General features: G+C 38.3%; 15 protein-coding genes. 2 read left to right on the top strand and 13 right to left on the bottom strand.

Annotated elements, in window-relative coordinates:
* Positions 1-6 precede the first annotated feature (6 nt).
* Together ACZLXV_RS10145 and ACZLXV_RS10140 are read right to left on the bottom strand one after the other, a co-directional pair.
* Positions 7-1,257, bottom strand: coding sequence for a glutamate-5-semialdehyde dehydrogenase (locus ACZLXV_RS10145; protein ID WP_482383326.1), 1,251 nt, complete (start codon positions 1,255-1,257; stop codon positions 7-9).
* A 55-nt stretch (positions 1,258-1,312) separates the two neighbouring features.
* Positions 1,313-2,176, bottom strand: a complete 864-nt coding sequence (locus tag ACZLXV_RS10140) for a DegV family protein (protein WP_022223592.1) — start codon at positions 2,174-2,176, stop codon at positions 1,313-1,315.
* 210 nt (positions 2,177-2,386) lie between these two features.
* On the opposite strand from ACZLXV_RS10140, the gene ACZLXV_RS10135 reads away from it, so the two are divergent.
* Complete coding sequence (locus tag ACZLXV_RS10135; protein ID WP_022223591.1) at positions 2,387-3,271, top strand: DUF3881 family protein; 885 nt, start codon at positions 2,387-2,389, stop codon at positions 3,269-3,271.
* Here the strand turns inward: ACZLXV_RS10135 and ACZLXV_RS10130 are convergent.
* From ACZLXV_RS10130 to ACZLXV_RS10105, 6 genes are all read right to left on the bottom strand, one after another.
* Complete coding sequence (locus ACZLXV_RS10130) at positions 3,255-5,780, bottom strand: transglycosylase domain-containing protein (RefSeq protein ID WP_482383325.1); 2,526 nt, start codon at positions 5,778-5,780, stop codon at positions 3,255-3,257. The genes ACZLXV_RS10135 and ACZLXV_RS10130 overlap by 17 nt on opposite strands.
* A 134-nt stretch (positions 5,781-5,914) precedes the next feature.
* Positions 5,915-7,198, bottom strand: a complete 1,284-nt coding sequence (locus tag ACZLXV_RS10125; protein ID WP_022223589.1) for an adenylosuccinate synthase — start codon at positions 7,196-7,198, stop codon at positions 5,915-5,917.
* A 100-nt stretch (positions 7,199-7,298) separates the two neighbouring features.
* Positions 7,299-8,456: an HD-GYP domain-containing protein gene (locus tag ACZLXV_RS10120; RefSeq protein WP_022223588.1), complete on the bottom strand. Its 1,158-nt coding sequence runs from the start codon at positions 8,454-8,456 to the stop codon at positions 7,299-7,301.
* A gap of 65 nt (positions 8,457-8,521) precedes the next feature.
* Positions 8,522-9,976: an adenylosuccinate lyase gene (gene purB / locus ACZLXV_RS10115; protein WP_367335840.1), complete on the bottom strand. Its 1,455-nt coding sequence runs from the start codon at positions 9,974-9,976 to the stop codon at positions 8,522-8,524.
* Between the two features lie 40 nt (positions 9,977-10,016).
* Positions 10,017-11,510, bottom strand: coding sequence for an amidophosphoribosyltransferase (purF, locus tag ACZLXV_RS10110; protein ID WP_482383324.1), 1,494 nt, complete (start codon positions 11,508-11,510; stop codon positions 10,017-10,019).
* 89 nt (positions 11,511-11,599) lie between these two features.
* A complete protein-coding gene (locus ACZLXV_RS10105; protein WP_482383323.1) occupies positions 11,600-12,904 on the bottom strand; it encodes a glycoside hydrolase family 3 protein in 1,305 nt (434 codons plus the stop codon).
* 213 nt (positions 12,905-13,117) lie between these two features.
* On the opposite strand from ACZLXV_RS10105, the gene ACZLXV_RS10100 reads away from it, so the two are divergent.
* Positions 13,118-13,333, top strand: a complete 216-nt coding sequence (locus ACZLXV_RS10100) for a hypothetical protein (RefSeq protein WP_022223584.1) — start codon at positions 13,118-13,120, stop codon at positions 13,331-13,333.
* Between the two features lie 156 nt (positions 13,334-13,489).
* Here ACZLXV_RS10100 and ACZLXV_RS10095 read toward each other — a convergent pair whose 3' ends face one another.
* Genes ACZLXV_RS10095 through ACZLXV_RS10075 form a run of 5 tightly spaced genes read right to left on the bottom strand, consistent with a single transcriptional unit; the run spans position 13,490 to position 17,582 of the window.
* Positions 13,490-13,690, bottom strand: coding sequence for a hypothetical protein (locus tag ACZLXV_RS10095; RefSeq protein ID WP_022223583.1), 201 nt, complete (start codon positions 13,688-13,690; stop codon positions 13,490-13,492).
* 60 nt (positions 13,691-13,750) lie between these two features.
* Positions 13,751-14,857: a chorismate synthase gene (aroC, locus tag ACZLXV_RS10090; RefSeq protein WP_022223582.1), complete on the bottom strand. Its 1,107-nt coding sequence runs from the start codon at positions 14,855-14,857 to the stop codon at positions 13,751-13,753.
* Positions 14,858-14,878: 21 nt separating this feature from the next.
* Positions 14,879-15,958, bottom strand: coding sequence for an ABC transporter substrate-binding protein (locus ACZLXV_RS10085; RefSeq protein ID WP_482383322.1), 1,080 nt, complete (start codon positions 15,956-15,958; stop codon positions 14,879-14,881).
* Positions 15,955-16,752, bottom strand: a complete 798-nt coding sequence (locus ACZLXV_RS10080; protein ID WP_482383321.1) for an ABC transporter permease — start codon at positions 16,750-16,752, stop codon at positions 15,955-15,957. The genes ACZLXV_RS10085 and ACZLXV_RS10080 overlap by 4 nt, the downstream gene beginning before the upstream one ends.
* On the bottom strand, positions 16,746-17,582 hold the full coding sequence (locus tag ACZLXV_RS10075) for an ABC transporter permease (protein ID WP_367335819.1): 837 nt from the start codon (positions 17,580-17,582) through the stop codon (positions 16,746-16,748). Before ACZLXV_RS10075 ends, ACZLXV_RS10080 begins: the two co-directional genes overlap by 7 nt.
* Between the last annotated feature and the right edge of the window lie 15 nt (positions 17,583-17,597).

The following is a 17,597-nucleotide window of genomic DNA, read 5'->3' as shown; positions in this document are numbered from 1 at the left end:
CTTAAATTATTTTCTTATCTGTCCATCTCCATTTATAAGATACTTCATTGTCGTAAGTTCCCTAAGTCCCATAGGACCTCTTGCATGAAGCCTCTGTGTTGATATTCCTATCTCAGCTCCAAATCCAAATTCGCCTCCGTCCGTAAATCTTGTCGAACAGTTTACATATACGCATGCACTGTCAATCTCCCTTTGGAACTTTTCGGCATTTTTAAGATTGTTTGTGATTATGCATTCTGAATGTCCCGTAGAATACTTTGATATGTGCTCAATAGCTTCATCTATATCATCTACAACTTTCACAGCCATTATATAATCATCAAACTCTGTGGCATAGTCAAGCTCTGTGGCTTTTTTTATGCCATCTCCGAGTATTTCTCTCGTTCTGTCACATCCTCTTACATCTACATCAAACTTTTTAAACTCATCCATGAGCTTTGGAAGAAACTCCTTTGCAGCTGATTTATGTACAAGGCATGTCTCAAGTGCATTGCATACACTTGGACGCTGTGTTTTTCCATTATTTGTCACTGATACAGCCATGTCTATATCAGCACTTTCATCTATATAAATATGACAATTACCGCTTCCTGTTTCTATAACAGGCACAGTTGCATTTTCAACTACAGCTTTTATAAGTCCTTTTCCGCCTCTCGGAATAAGTACATCAATATAACCGTTTGCCTTCATCATCTGATTCGAGCTTTCCCTTGAAGTATCCTCGACAAGCTGAATTATATCTTTTTGAATACCACACTCTTCTACCGAAGTTCTCATTATATCCATAAGAATTTTGTTTGAATTTATAGCCTCTTTTCCACCTCTGAGTATAGCTGCATTTCCGCTTTTTATGCAGAGAGTTGCCGCATCCACTGTAACATTCGGTCTTGACTCAAATATAATACCAATGACACCCATCGGAACTCTTGTCTTTGTGATTCTCATTCCATTTGGTCTTGTGTATCCCTCGATAACCTCACCTACAGGGTCATTTAATCGCGTCAGATAAATACATGCATCTGCTATGTCATTTATCCTTTCAGGTGTAAGACGCAATCTGTCAACCATGGCATCTGTTATACCGTTTTCTTTCGCCATCGCCGTATCTTTTTCATTTTCACTAAGTATAACATCAATATTTTTTCTCAAATTCTGTGCTATTTTTTCAAGAATTTCATTTTTCTTTGCTGTCGATGCCGTTGCAATACTCTTTTTTGATTTTTTTGCAGCTTCACCGAGTTGTTCGATATAATTCATCTGTCAATCCCCTCCATTTTACATAAACGATTTACCTAACTAAAAGTCGTCAAATTCAAATAACTTTTGAACATGCAACTGCCAATGAACCCGGTCCTATATGACACGCAATGCTGAGTGAAAGCGGATAAAGGTCTACCTGCTTAACCCCAAATTTTTCAATTATCTGCTGTCTTAACTCTTCTGCCGCCTCTGGATTTTTTGTATGTGCAATCTCCATATGTATGTTTTCCATATGGTCCACACCTCCAAATCTGCTATTTATGTCATCTTCAATTGCAGAAAGCATTTTTTTGACACCCTGTTTTTTCGTCTTTGCAATAGCAAATGCGTCAAGCTTTTCTCCCTGAATCGTAAGTACAGGTTTTAATCTGAGTGCCGAACCAAGTGCTGCAGCTGCGGGAGTGATTCTTCCGCCTTTCTTTAAATATTTAAGCGTATCAAGCATAATATATATGCTTGACTCAAACTTCGCTCTCTCAAGTTCCTCTTTTATCTGTGCTGCCGTAAGTCCTCTTTTTGCAAGTTCCAAAGCATCAAGAACCGACTGACGCTGTGTAACTGATATTCTCTGATTGTCTACTACCTGAACTTTTCCTTCATAGTCGTCCGCTAGCATAAGCGCAGTATGACATGAACTTGAAAGTCCGCTGGACATAGGTATATATACAACCTCATCCGCTTCTTCAAGTGCATCATCCCATATTTTCATAACGCTCTCAGGCGAAGGCTGTGATGTAGATATATCAACATCACTCTCAAGTTTTTCAAAAAACTCAGTCTGTGAAAGACTTATCTCCTCATAATATGTCTTTCCGTCAATAAGAAATGGCATAGGTAAAACCCTAACTCCGATTTCTTTTCCAGCCTCAAAATTTATACCACTGTTACTATCTGTTATAATCGCAATTTTACTCATATTAACCTCCGGGTAAATATTACATATCTCTTTATCCTCGTTTCCACGTGCTGAAACATTTTAATTTTTATTTGTAAGCGCACATATTATAGATTATATCCTAAATCACATTTTTTTACAAGAAATTAGGCAAATTGAAACAATGTTACTTGTAGCTTCACCGGTCATGTAGTATTATAGGATTACACTAAATAAATGAGGTAAAAATTTATGCATAGATTTTTAAGAGCTGTCGGTTTCAGCAATATTTCATCAAAACAGGATATGGATAAACTCATTGGTATTTCTATGGATAAACCGTCCGTAAGCAAACAGATTTTATCCGGAGATGGCAGAAAAATGACTGAGCTCAGTCATGAATTTGCACATAATACAGGTTTAACCATCCGCGGAGAATATGACAAACTCGGCTTTTTTCACGTTGACCATTATTTTCCGTATTGCAGCAGCTCTCTCATCACAATGCGCACTGATGTCACCATAAATAAACGTGTAGACACAAATGCTTATACCGGTATGTGTGACGATATACGCATGGCTGTTTCCGTTATTTTTTATCTTCAGAATTCTATAGATTATATGAAACTTAAATTTACGGACAACACACCTCATCGTGCCAACCTTGCACTTTCAGGACTTTCTCTTGAAGGCCGCATTCTTCTCGGAATACAAAAAACAGCTGAAAGCATCAATAGAAGCAATCGTGAGACACGCATGAAACGCCAGTTATTATTACAGGCAAAAGAGGGCGACCAGGATGCCATTGACAGTCTTACACTTGACGAGATAGATTTGTCCGGAAGACTTGGCAAGAGAATTATGACTGAAGATTTATACTCGATTGTCGAATCAAGCTTTATTCCATACGGCTCAGAATCTGACAATTACATGATTATCGGCACTATTTTAAACTGGTCACTTACAACCAATCCATACACAAATGAAGATGTATTCCAACTGCTTATAAACTGCAATGATGTTGTATTAAATATTGCCATAAACAGAAAAGACCTTGAAGGAGAACCTATGATAGGCCGTCGCTTCAAGGGCATTATCTGGATGCAGGGACATGTAGATTTTATTTCAGCATGTTAGGGATTATATACGGTGTATCTTTTGTTGCCTCAGTATATGATGATTCATCTTTTTTAAGATAAATTTTCACATTTGCACTGTCAGAGGTGCTGCTCAACAGCTTTCCTGTTGTCCCTGAAAATGAGTATTTTACATGGCAGTCACAACTTTCTTTTGGCTGCGTTCCCTTAGCAAAATATTCAAGCTTTATATCATTGCCGTCAAGTGCTTTGTCACATAGTCCCGTTATTGCAAGTTTTCCGCACTTTTTACATATATTTCTCGCTACTATATCTATCGGCATCTTAAAACTCTTATCTTTCAATTTTTTGTACTTGTGAACTTTCTCCATTATAGCTGACCACATCTGTTTATGCGCACTTCCCTGGCTCTGGTTAAACATTGAATCATATCCCATCCATATTCCTGCGGTATAATAAGGAGTGTATCCTTCAAACCAAAAATCCGTATTGTCGGATGTCGTTCCTGTCTTTCCTGCCTGAGACATTTTTATATGCTTAAATGCCGCCGCTTTTCCTGTTCCGTCGCTTATAACTTCTTTCATGGCATCTGTAAGAAGCCATGCCGTACTTTCTTTCATAATCCTTTTTCCGTAAGAATTATTTTTCAGTAAAACTTTTCCTTTACTGTCAACAATTTTCGTATAGTAAACCGGTTTTATATATTTTCCTCCGTTTGCTATAGCTGCATATGCCGCTGTAAGTTCACTGTTAGTCACTCCGTCTGTCAGTCCGCCAAGTGCCGTAGGCAGCTGGATATCCGTATATATTCTGCCATCGGTGCTTTCTCTCCTGTCAACGAGTGTTGTAAAGCCAAGATTTAAGAGATAATCAAAACCGGTCTGCGGCGTTACTTTCTGAAATGTCTTTACTGTAACTACATTTACCGAATCGACTATACCCTGTCTAAGCGAGGTAAGTCCTTTATAACCCGATGAATCCCAATCCTTAACCTTTTTGTTTGTTCCCGGATATCTGAAAGGTGCATCGTCCATAACATCCGCCAGTGTCATTCCACATGTATCAAGTGCCGGAAGATATGTGGATAAAACTTTAAAGGTTGAACCCGGCTGTCTCTTTGAGTACGTTGCTCTGTTAAGAGTCCTGTTCGCCTTCTTTTCACCTCGTCCTCCTACTATCGCTCTTACTTTTCCTGTATCCTGCTCCATAAGAACAAACGATGCCTGAGGCTGTTTTATAAAGTTGATTATTTCACTTGAAATCCTGTCACCTTTTCCAAGCATTTTCTTTTTAAATCTTTTTATATATTTTTTTGCAGTCTTTTTGCTTTTAAAATAAAGGCTAGAATTTTTTATATGTGAATCGATTAAAAATGATTTTAAATCTCTCTCCGTATACTGAACCACGTCTTTGTCAGCTTTTACCACATTGAGCTCATAAGAAAGATACGACTTTGTTCCCTTAGGATAATATTTATCATCATTTATTACATCATCACATATCTTCTGAAGTGCTCCGTCCTGACATGTATATATCTTGAGTCCCTTTCTGTATATCGCATTGTATGCCTGTGTTTCCGTGTAGCCGAGTTTCTGTTTCAGATCACTTATTACGTTATCTATAACAGCATCGACATAGTAAGAATTAATCATGCTTTTGCCTGAAATCTTCTGCTCATTTACACTTTTGATTCTACTGTATACATCATCACCAAGCGCATCCTCATACTCATCCTCTGTTATATATTTCTGGTCGAGCATGTTTTTCAACACAATTTTTCTTTTTGCCTCATTGTTCTGCTGGTTTGTAATAGGATTATACTCCGTCGGATTTTGCGTAATTCCTGCCAAAACCGCAGCTTCAGATACATTCAGTTTTGATACTGATTTGTTAAAATATCTTCTGCTGGCAGTCTCCACTCCCATCGTATTCTGTCCTAAATTTATTGTATTAAGATAATATTCAAGAATCTTTTTTTTGCCTATATTATTTTCAAGTCTGATAGCAAGACACTGTTCCTGTATCTTCCTTGATAATTTGCCGAAAAAAGTTTTTTCATTTCCGCCACCGAAAATCTGGTTTTTCAATAACTGCTGGGTAATCGTACTTGCTCCCTGCGTCATTTTCTCATCAGACAAAGAAGAATACAATGCTCTTATAATTCCCTGAAGGTCAACTCCGCTATGCTTATAAAACCTCGCATCTTCTATTGCAATAAATGCATTTTGCACACATATCGGAATATCTTCAATCTTTTTGTACACACGATTCGCATTTGAACCCATAAGTGTCTGGATTTTGTTTCCGTTTGAATCATACACCGTAGACGGATACCCGTCCGGAATCATGCTCTCCTCACTTATTTTTGGTGCACTGTCTGCAAGTCCCCTCACAACGCCCACTACGCTGAATGCCGTACACAGCACAGACGTAAGAATAACAATAACAACAATAATTTTTAAATTAAGCTTTATCTTATTTAAAACTTTTCTTTTGGACGAATTTAAAGTTTTAATTTTTCTGTCAATTTCTTTTTTACCGTAGTTCATTGTTTCCTTTCCATTTAAAGCTATACGGGCTAATCGTTTTTCAAAAACATCTTAATGTACTCGAAAATCAACTAACCCGTATATATTTATACTAATGCCACGGATTGCTCCATTGCATCATATTTACTTTGAGATTATTTCCTGTGAATGATATCATGTCTCTTTGGTCCGTTTGATACCATCTTAATTGGAACACCTATTTCTTTTTCGATAAATTCAATATAATCTCTGCACTCTTTAGGAAGTTTGTCATATTCCTTTATGCCGCCTATATCGCAATTCCATCCTGGAAGAACTTTATATACAGGCTTTGCTTTTGCAAGTTTTGTTGTAACAGGGAAATCTTTTACAACTTCTCCGTCAATCTCATAACCTACACATACCGGAATCTCTTTAAGATATCCAAGACAGTCAAGTACAGTGAGAACAACTTCTGTTGCACCCTGTATCTCACAGCCGTAACGTGTAGCAACAGCATCAAACCATCCCATACGACGTGGACGTCCTGTTGTTGCTCCGTACTCTCCGCCGTCTCCGCCGTGTTTACGAAGCTTATCTGCCTCTTCCTCATCAAGAATCTCACTTACAAATTCACCTGCTCCGACAGCACTTGAATAAGCCTTAACTACAGTAACGATTCTCTTAATCTCATATGGAGGAATTCCTGCGCCTATCGCTCCATATGCTGCAAGTGTTGAAGATGATGTAACCATAGGATAAATTCCGTGATCCGGGTCTTTAAGAGAGCCAAGCTGTCCCTCTAAAAGTACATTTTTTCCTTCTTTGATTGCTTTTCTTAAGAATGCTGATACATCACATACATATGGTGCTACCATATCTCTGTACTGGTGAAGTGTATCTAAGATTTCTGCCTGATCAAGTTCAGGTTTGTTGTATAAATGTTTAAGTATAACATTTTTCTGTACGCAGATTCTCTCAATCTTTTCTTTAAGTGCATCATCATCCTGGAAAAGTTCTGATACCTGAATACCAATCTTTGCGTATTTATCTGAATAAAATGGTGCTATTCCTGACTTAGTTGAACCGAATGATTTCTTTCCAAGTCTCTCTTCCTCATACTCATCAAATGCTATATGATATGGCATAAGAATCTGTGCTCTGTCAGATACGAGGATTTTTGGCTGTGGCACACCTCTTTTAGTCAATTCATTTATTTCATTAAATAAATATGGGATATTCAAGGCAACTCCATTACCGATTATACTTGTAGTATGATCATAAAATACACCTGATGGAAGTAAATGTAATGCAAATTTTCCATAGTCATTTATGATAGTATGACCTGCATTACTTCCACCTTGGAAGCGTACGATGATATCTGACTCTTCGCCAAGCATATCAGTAATCTTACCCTTACCTTCATCTCCCCAGTTAGCACCTACGATAGCTGTAACCATAAAATTCCTCCATTCTGTCATTGTATGTATGACACCATATATTTACGATACTGTATGTCTTATTTATAAGACCACAATGGATTATACCTAATTTGCGGAATTATATCAAGACCTTATCTATAACAATATCACTTGATTCCTTTGATAAATCATAAAATTCATTTCCAACCTGCACAACAGGTTTTGAATATTCATTGTGATTTATCATTATTACCTTGCCAACCTCATTTGTTGAAAGTTTAACCTCTGTATTAAGGTAAGCCTGTACAGCTTTTTCCAAAAACGGAAGTAAAAACTCTACATCAAATTTGACAATACCCTCACGCTCAAACATATGAATAACATCAAACGGACACAGTGCTGCTCTGTATACTCTGTCTGAAGTCATCGCATCATATGTGTCAGCTATTGCAACAATTCTTGCAAACGGTTCAATCTGTTCTCTTCTGTATCCTCCCGGATAGCCTGTACCGTCACATCTCTCATGATGACGCATTGCAACCTCTGCAACTCTCGGGTCTAAATTTTTGAGCCCCTTAAGAATATTATTTCCAAAAAGTACATGTGTCTTTACAACATTGTACTCAGGAAGTGTAAGTCTTCCGTTCTTCTGAATAATATTATCCGGAACCATCATCTTGCCTATGTCATGAAGAAGTCCTGACAGTGTAAGTATATCAAGTTCTTCTTTTGATATGTCAGGATACACTGTTCTTCCTATCATATTGCTGAGCATGGCAACATTTACACTGTGGACATATGTCACATCATCATAACCCCTCATGCATTGAAGCATGTCAAGAATATGAATACCGTTTCTTCCCTTATCTACAACATTTTCAACATCCTCAAGAATTGCCTTGCTGTCAATTTCTTCATTGTGCATAACAACTTTGTTAAATAAACTTTTAAGGTTATCAACACTGTCAATAAATGCACTGTGAAACTCCTCAAACTCTTTGCTCTCTTTTATCTGTCTCAGATAATTCTGCTGTTCTTCCTGAGTTCTTCTTTTTGGAGTTTCTACTATCTCTTTTGTCTCTTCTTCCTCTGAATCGTCCTCCAAAGGAATGCTTCCATCTTCCTCGTCAACCTTTATCCTTATCGCAAATATTCCATATTCTTTAAGCGATTTGATTATCTCCTCCGTAAGGACTGTGCCCTCCGGAATAACAAGTTTGTCGTCTGTTGTGTAAACATCATCAGCAACAACCATATTTTCAGCTGCTCTGGAAGTCAAAATACGCTTAGCTGCCATATAGCCTCCATTCTGCTTGCCGTCTTTATTTCAATTCATACCTTTGCAAGCCCTGTCAAATTATATTAAACATTTATTTCTGCCTTAACACCCAATATATCCTTGTTTGCCTCTAATATAGGATTCACGATATTTTCAAGAAATTCCGTAACCTGTGAAGCTGAACGTCCGACATACTTAGAAGGATCCATCGTCGCATTGAGTTCTTCAATTCCTACCGGGAACTTGTCATCATCAGCGATAAGTTCAAGAAGATTGTTTTCTTTTCCGTACTTCTTAACGTTTTCTCCGGCTTTCATAGAAAGTTTACGGATTTCTTCGTGAAGTTCCTGTCTGTTTCCACCAGCTTTAACTGAATCCATCATAATATTTTCTGTTGCCATAAACGGAAGTTCTGACATAAGACGTTTTTCAATAACTTTGTCATATACAACAAGTCCGTCAACTACATTGAGTACAAGGTCAAGAATACCGTCTGTTGCAAGGAATCCTTCCGGTACGCTTATTCTCTTGTTGGCAGAGTCATCAAGTGTTCTCTCAAACCACTGGCATGCTGATGTAAACATTGTATTTGTCACATCTGACATGACATATCTTGAAAGTGATGCTATACGCTCACTTCTCATAGGATTTCTCTTATATGCCATAGCTGATGAACCTATCTGATTCTTTTCAAATGGCTCCTCAATCTCTTTAAGATGCTGGAGAAGTCTTATATCATTTGAAAATTTATGTGCACTTGCCGCAATTCCCGCAAGTACATTTAAAACACGCGTATCAAGTTTACGTGAATATGTCTGTCCTGAAACAGGAAAACACTTTTCAAATCCCATTTTGTTTGCAATTATCTGATCTAACTTTTTAACTTTTTCCTCATCTCCGTCAAAAAGTTCCATGAAACTTGCCTGGGTTCCTGTTGTTCCTTTTGAGCCTAAAAGTTTCATTGTAGAAAGAACATATTCCACATCCTCAAGATCCATCACAAACTCCTGAAGCCAAAGTGACGCTCTCTTTCCTACTGTTGTAGGCTGTGCCGGCTGGAAATGTGTGAATGCAAGTGTCGGCTGGCTCTTATACTTGTCAGCAAATTTTGAAAGTTCATCAATAACATTGATAAGTTTCTTTCTCACAAGTTTAAGTCCTTCTGTCATTATGATAACATCTGTATTGTCACCTACATAACATGATGTAGCACCAAGATGGATGATACCTGCCGCATTAGGGCACTGAACTCCATATGCGTAAACATGTGACATAACATCATGGCGTACTTCTTTTTCTCTCTGCTTTGCCACATCATAATTTATATCATCGGCATGAGCTTTAAGTTCATCAATCTGCTCTTTTGTCACTGCCGGCTCTCCATGCTCATTTTTGAGTCCGAGTTCATTTTCTGCTTCTGCAAGCGCAATCCAAAGTTTTCTCCATGTCTTAAACTTTTTGTCAGGAGAAAAAATGTACTGCATCTCCTTACTTGCATATCTCTCTGAAAGCGGACTTGTGTATTTATCGTAACTCATATCTTCTATTCCTTTCTCTATAGTGCTTTTATACACTTTATTATTTTTCAAAATCTCCTCTTATATCCTCTTTAGGCGGTTCTACCGGATAGTTTCCTGAGAAACATGCATTACAATATCCCATATCTCCTGATATAAGCTCACTCAGTCTGTCAATGTCAAGATAACCGAGTGAATCTGCACCTATCATTTCGCATATCTGTTCCACTGAATGATTGTATGCTATAAGCTGGTCGCTTGACGGTACATCAGTTCCAAAGTAACAAGGATATAAAAACGGAGGTGAACTTATACGCACATGTACTTCCTTTGCCCCGGCATCCTTTATCATCTTTACGATTCTGGCACTTGTTGTTCCTCTTACGATAGAATCATCTATCATGACAACTCTCTTGCCCTTGACAACCTCTCTTAATGCGTTAAGCTTCACTCTTACGCTTGATTCTCTGGCTGACTGCTTCGGTTTGATGAATGTTCTGCCGACATAGCTGTTTTTTACAAATGCTACACCGTAAGGGATGCCTGATTCCATTGCAAATCCCATCGCTGCGGCATTTCCCGATTCGGGTACACCGACTACTATATCTGCATCTGCCGGATGCGTCTGAGCAAGTATTCTTCCCGCTGTAATTCTTGAGCTGTTTACTGAAATTCCGTCTATGTAACTGTCAGGTCTTGCAAAATAAATATACTCAAATATACATTTGGCTGTATTTTTTCCTGCAAGACTCATATCAGACTGAATACCATCCTGCGTAATGGTTACTATCTCTCCCGGTTTCACATCTCTTACGAACTCTGCTCCAACCGTGTCAAGTGCACACGATTCAGACGAAAGTACATAAGCATTGTCTCTCTTTCCTATACAGAGAGGTCTGAATCCAAATGGATCTCTCGCTCCGATAAGTTTTCTCGGGCTTGCAACAACAAGAGAATATGCACCTTTTAATTTGAGCATGGCATTCTTAACAGCTTCCTCAACCTTACCGACTTTCAATCTCTCTCTGGCTATGAGATATGCTATAACTTCCGAGTCTATACTCGTCTGGAAAATAGCTCCGTTCATCTCAAGTTCTCTCCTAAGTTCAACGGCATTTACAAGATTTCCGTTGTGTGCCATTGAAAGAGTACCCTTTATATAGTTTAAAACAAGCGGCTGTGTATTTTCAGCAACACTTGCACCTGCTGTCGAATAACGCACATGACCTACTCCGATGTCACCTGCCATCTTCTCAAGATTTTCAGCATTAAAGACTTCATTGACAAGTCCCATTCCTTTACATATGTTTGAATTTCTTGGTGGACCATCCGTTCTGCTTACCGCAATACCACAGCTTTCCTGTCCGCGATGCTGTAATGCAAATAATCCGTAATAGATAGATGACGCTACATCATTTCCATCAAGGTCATACATACCAAAAACTCCGCACTCTTCTCCGAGTTTAGGCTCCTCAATACCTCTCAGAAGACAACCTTTGCAATCACTCTTCTGACAGGACTTTTTTTCCCTGCAATAATTTGTTTCGTTATTCATTGTTTCCTCCGGCTCTGTATTTTAACGCAATTACCACAAATATAATTATATCAATTTTTTACAAAATCGCAAGTTAATCTTTAACCCTGTCATTTTCCGTCAGCTTTCTGCGTGTTCTCAATCTTTTGAATATCTGTCTGTTCCTTGACAGGTATTGCCTGCTCGGCAGGAATTATCCCTCTCATAAACTTCACCGTAAGTATTCTCTGCACCGAATCATCAATTCTTTGAGACTCTATCTCTCCTGAATTCACTGCATCAAGTATGGCATAATAAGCTTCCTCAAAATCCGTCGGCATAAGTATTATGTCTGCACCTGCCTCAAAAGCTCCAAGTGCCGCTTCTGCAGATGTATACCCGTCTGTTATCGATGCCATATCCATAGCGTCAGTGATAATAACTCCCTCAAAACCGAGTTCCTCTCTGAGTATTGTTTTCATGATAAGTTCAGACATACTTGCCGGCTGTGCCGTCTCCGTAACTCTGCTGACTGAAATATGCGAAACCATGACAAAATCCGCACCTGCTTTTATTCCCTCCTCAAAAGGCACAAAGTCAACCTTTCTAAGAGCCGCTATACTGCTGTCGATATTTACACTTTCGATATGGGTATCACCCTTTGAAGAACCCTGTCCCGGGAAGTGTTTCAGTGTTGCAGAAACATTTGTGGACTGTATTCCGTTTACAAATGCCTTGACCATGGATGCAACTTTTTCCGGGTCTGAGCCAAACGATCTTGAACCGATTTCCAAATTCAAATCACTTGTCTTAACATCGGCAACAGGTGCAAAATCAACATTAAATCCAAGTTTTTTTATGTCGTTTCCTATAGTCTCGCCCATATTTTTAACATATTCCGTATTTTGTTTGCTTCCAACCTCTTCCATTGACGGAAAGCTTGTCGTTTTCATATCGGGGTTTCCTGCAATTCTCGCAACATCACCGCCCTCTTCATCCACAGTTACAAAAAGAGGGACAGGCGCGTTATTCTGAAGTTTTTTAATAAGACTTTTTGTCTGCTTTCTCGCACCGATATTTCTCGAAAACATAATAACACCGCCAATGCTGTATTTTTTCACAGTCTCAGCCATCTTTTTTGAACATTTTTTCCACTCAAAATAACTGCCTTTTGAGCTGTCAAGCTGTTCAAGGTTCACCACAAATAACTGACCCACTTTTTCTTCAAGCGTCATGTTTCTCATATATTCGCTTGCTTTAACATACGCCTCCTCTTTGTCCATGCCTTCTTTTTCAACCGCCTTTTCGCTGGCAGCCGGAGACTTTGTTGTACTTTCTTTCTTATCTTTTCCTGAAATGGAACATCCTGTAAGAGACATAATGAGCAAAAGACTTATAGCAATCTTTAGAGCGCTGTTTCTTTTCTTTCTTAACATACATACCTCACTTTTACTTTATTTAGATTTTCACATACATAACAGTATAACATACACAACGGAAATATTTAATTACAATTTTCTAAAAATCCTCTATTTCTGCTTTTTCAAAAATTTTTTTGATTTTTGGAAACTGACCAAGCATTACCGCATATCATGTGATTGTAGATAATTTTTAAGCCGGTTATTTAAAAATCGGCAAATGGAGGATTTATGAGTGATTTAGCAGCAACAACATGTGGCGGATGCAGCAACGGAGATAACGGATGCAGCTGGATTATCATCCTGCTCTTACTCTGCTCTTGCAGCGGTAACGGAAATGGTTTCGGTTTTGGCAACAACGGATGTGGATGCGGTTCCGACAACGGATGTGGCTCAATCATCTGGATCTTACTTATTCTTTGCTGCTGCTGTGGCGGCGGTTTCTAAATGCCCGCAGCACTGCCATCTGCTGCCTCTTTGCAGCAATAACATAAGCTAAAATTTATAAATTGTAAGGGGGATGCCATCAGGCTCCCCCTTTTGTTTTCAAAATAAGAGCCATAAGTATCACATAAATTTTTCCTATGACTCTCATCCTCCTAATTATCTGCTTTTATTTTTTCTACACTTCTCGCATTTTCTGTCTATCTCATATATTGTATCTTTTTCTATAACCAATTCCGTATTATCGTCAATTATAATCCTTTTAACTTCATCACTTTTTTGGGTTTCATTGGACGTGTTATGATTCTCAAATGCCTTTATCTCATTCTTCTCTTTCCCGTAATAATAGCATTTTCCCATAATTTTTCTCCGTATATTACAGTTATCCACTATTATTTTATGTATTTAATTCTGATGTGTTTAAAACAATTCAAAATATTTTTTTACATTATACATTTTTGAGCTCATTGACATAAGAAGCATATCAAATACACATATTGCAGCCATAGTCTCTACCACTACAACTGCTCTCGGAACTATTATAGGGTCGTGACGTCCTTTTATCTGCACCTCAACATCCTCGCCCGAACGGTTCACTGTCTGCTGGCTTCTTGCAATAGACGGCGTAGGTTTTACTGCTGCTCTTAGTACGATATTGCTGCCGTCACTTATTCCGCCTAAAATTCCGCCTGCATTGTTCGTCTTTTTTGATACGTTCCCATCTTCCATGCAAAAAGAATCATTATTATCCGAACCATACATCGACGCAGCCTCAAATCCAGCTCCTATCTCAAATCCTTTCACTGCACCTATCGACATAACCGCTTTCGCAAGATTTGCGTCAAGTTTCTCAAAGACAGGCTCACCGACTCCCGTTGGCATGCCTGAAATAACGCACTCTATTATTCCTCCTACAGAATCCTGCTCATTCATTTTTTCTTCCAAAAGTTTTTCAGCTTTGTCAGATGCCTCCATATCAGGCATGTAGAGCGGACTTTTCATTATATTTTCAACCGATACATCTTTTGTATCAGCTTCTATCCCACCAATGACTTTACTGTACGCCATAACATTCACGCCAAGCTGTTTTAATGCCTCACAGGCTATTGCACCTGCTGCCACTCTTCCAATTGTCTCTCTTCCCGATGAACGTCCGCCGCCTCTATAATCTCTGAAACCGTATTTTTCATCAAATGTATAGTCTGCATGTCCCGGTCTGTAATAACCTGCTATCTCCGAATAATCTTTTGAACGCTGTGTCTTGTTGTATACTACCATTGAAATGGGTGTTCCCGTTGTTTTTCCTTCAAACACACCCGATTGAATCTCAACTATATCATCTTCTTTTCTCGGTGTTGAATATCTTGTCTGACCCGGTTTTCTTCTGTTTAAGTATTTCTGAATAACCTCTTCGCTTATCTCAAGACCTGCCGGACAACCGTCAACTACAACGCCTATCCCTTTTCCGTGTGACTCTCCCCATGTGGTTACTTTAAATATGTTCCCGATTGTTGAACCTGCTGCCATTCTTATTTCCCCTTCCTGAAATCAATAAACCTTTAGTTCTTTCCAAAGATTGTTGTAATACTCTTCGGCATCTTTCCCAAGATATGAAAATATCTTACATCTTTTTATAACATCATCAGATGGGAATATCGCATTTCTTTCTGCTTTTTCCTCATCATCAATCTGATTTAACACCGCTTCATTTGGCGTTGAATAATAAATGTATTCAAAATTTGTCATTGCCACATCTTCCCTGCACAAAAAGTCAAGGAACTTTATGGCACCGTCATAATTTTTACCGCTTTTTGGCATTACCCAGCTGTCCATCCATATATTTGAGCCCTCTTTCGGAACGACGTACTCAAGATTTTCATTATAATCCTGTGCAATACTCGCCTCTCCCGAATAAATAAGTCCCATGGCAGCCTGATTATTTGCCATATCGTCTCTTATCTCATCAACAAGATATGACTGCACTATGCTTTTCTGCATTTTAAGGTCATCAAGTGCTGTTTTCAGCTCATTTTTGTCTGTTGTATTTATTGAATATCCATGTCTTACAAGTGCCGGAATAAAACTGTCTCTTACACTGTTCTGCATAATAATATTGTTCTTATATTTTTTGTCAAACAGAGCATCCCAGCTGTCAGGGACATAGTCCATCATCTTTGTATTATACAATATTCCAACAGTTCCCCAGTAATAAGGTACTGTATACTCCTGCGTCCTATCAAAACTTTTTGACAGATTCCAATATTTTTTTCCGATATTTTTAATGTATTTCATTCTGCCATAATCAATCTTTTTTACTTCTTTTTCCTTTATCATCTTGTCAATCATATAATCAGAACAACAGATAAGGTCATAATCCACCGCACCGTTTTTATACTTGGTATACATTGCCTCAGGCGTCAGAAATTCTTCATATACAACCTTTATACCAGTCTCTTTCTCAAACTTGTCAAGCAATGTCTGGTCGATGTAATCACCGTAATTAAAAACCACTATCCTGTTTTTTGATGAAGTGCCTTTCTTCTTGCAGGATGTCATAAAAAACATAGATGATACAGTTATGCTTACAAACAATACTGCTGCCGTTATTCTCTTTATACTTTTTATCATGCTGCTGCCTCCTTCTTTTTCAAAGACATCGCACTTTTTCTGTTTATCACAAAAAGTACCAGCAGAACTATTATAAAAATAATCGTTGAAAGCGCATATATCTCTGTCTGAATACCTTTTCTGTACTCGGCATTTATCATTGTAGACATAGTGTGTATTCCCGGTGCTTTTGTAAAATATGTCACTGAGAAATCATCAAGTGACATCGTGAAAGCCAAAAGAAATCCTGACAATATACCGGGCATAATGTCAGGTATGACTACTTTCCACATAGCATAAAGCCTTGATGCACCAAGGTCAAGTGCTGCCTCATATGTGCTTATGTTAAGCTGCATTACTTTAGGCCAGACCGACAGGACAACATACGGTATTATCAATGTGATATGTGCTATCATCATAGTTGAAAAATTCAGTTCCGTAAATCTTGTAAATAACAGCATAAGTGCTATACCCGTAACTACGTCAGCATTTAACATAGGGATATTTGTAATTCCCATAACCGCTGAACGCATTTTCTTGCTCATCCCTATCATGCCTATGCACGCAACCGTTCCAAGTATCGTAGCTATAAATCCCGCTCCTGCCGCAAGCACTACTGTAGTATAAAGCGCACTCATTATTGTTTCATCATGAAAAAGCTCAATATATGCCGCAAATGAAAATCCTCCCCATACTGCCTTATTTTTTTCAGACGCATTAACAGAAGATACAATCAAAACTCCTATCGGAAGATAAAGCATTATGAGTATGACGGCAAGATAAATCTTTTGTAATACTTTCTTTCCCTTTACCATATGCTCTCCGACTCCTTTCCCTTATCAAATACCCTGTACACAACAATACTTATAAGAATGAGTACCATAAGCGACATAGACAGTCCCGAACCGGCATGTACATCGGCATAACCGGAGTTAAATGCCTGTTCTATTGCATTACCAATCAGATATATCTTTCCTCCGCCGAGCATATCCGCTATTACAAATTCACTCATTGAAGGAACTAAAACCATTGTTATTCCGCTGACAATTCCCGGCACACTAAGCGGAAGTATTATTTTTCTAAGTACAAGCATGTTTGTTGCACCAAGGTCTTTTGCCGCATTTATAACGTCCTTGTCTATCTTTACGACAGCGTTGTATATCGGAAGCACCATAAAAGGAAAATAATCATATGCCGTTCCAAAAATAATAGCCGCTTTGGTATTCATAAGATAAACTTTTGAAAGTCCGAGCATTGTAAGAAACTGATTTAAAAATCCATTGTTGAGCAATATAAGTCTCCACGCAAGCGTCCTAAGCATAAAGTTCATCCACATCGGCAAAATAAATATCATTACGATAAAACTGTTTTTGTCTGTTGAATATTTACTTAGAATAACCGCCAGCGGAAATGCCAGTAAGAGACAGACAATCGTGACTATAAGTGACATCTGAAAACTAAGTAAAAGCGGTTTAAAATTCACCGGAGCCGCAATAGCCGATACATACTTAAAAGTAAACTTTCCGTCAGAATTTGTAAACGCATTGTATATAATAAGACAAAGCGGAACAACGGTAAATAAAAGCATCCATATCAAATAAGGTCCTGCCAGAAGTTTTGAGCCAAGACTTTTTAATTTTCCCATGCAAGTCTCCCCCTT

It is taken from the genome of Butyribacter sp. (genome assembly GCF_056818865.1).
This window is presented reverse-complemented; position numbering and strand designations above follow the sequence as displayed.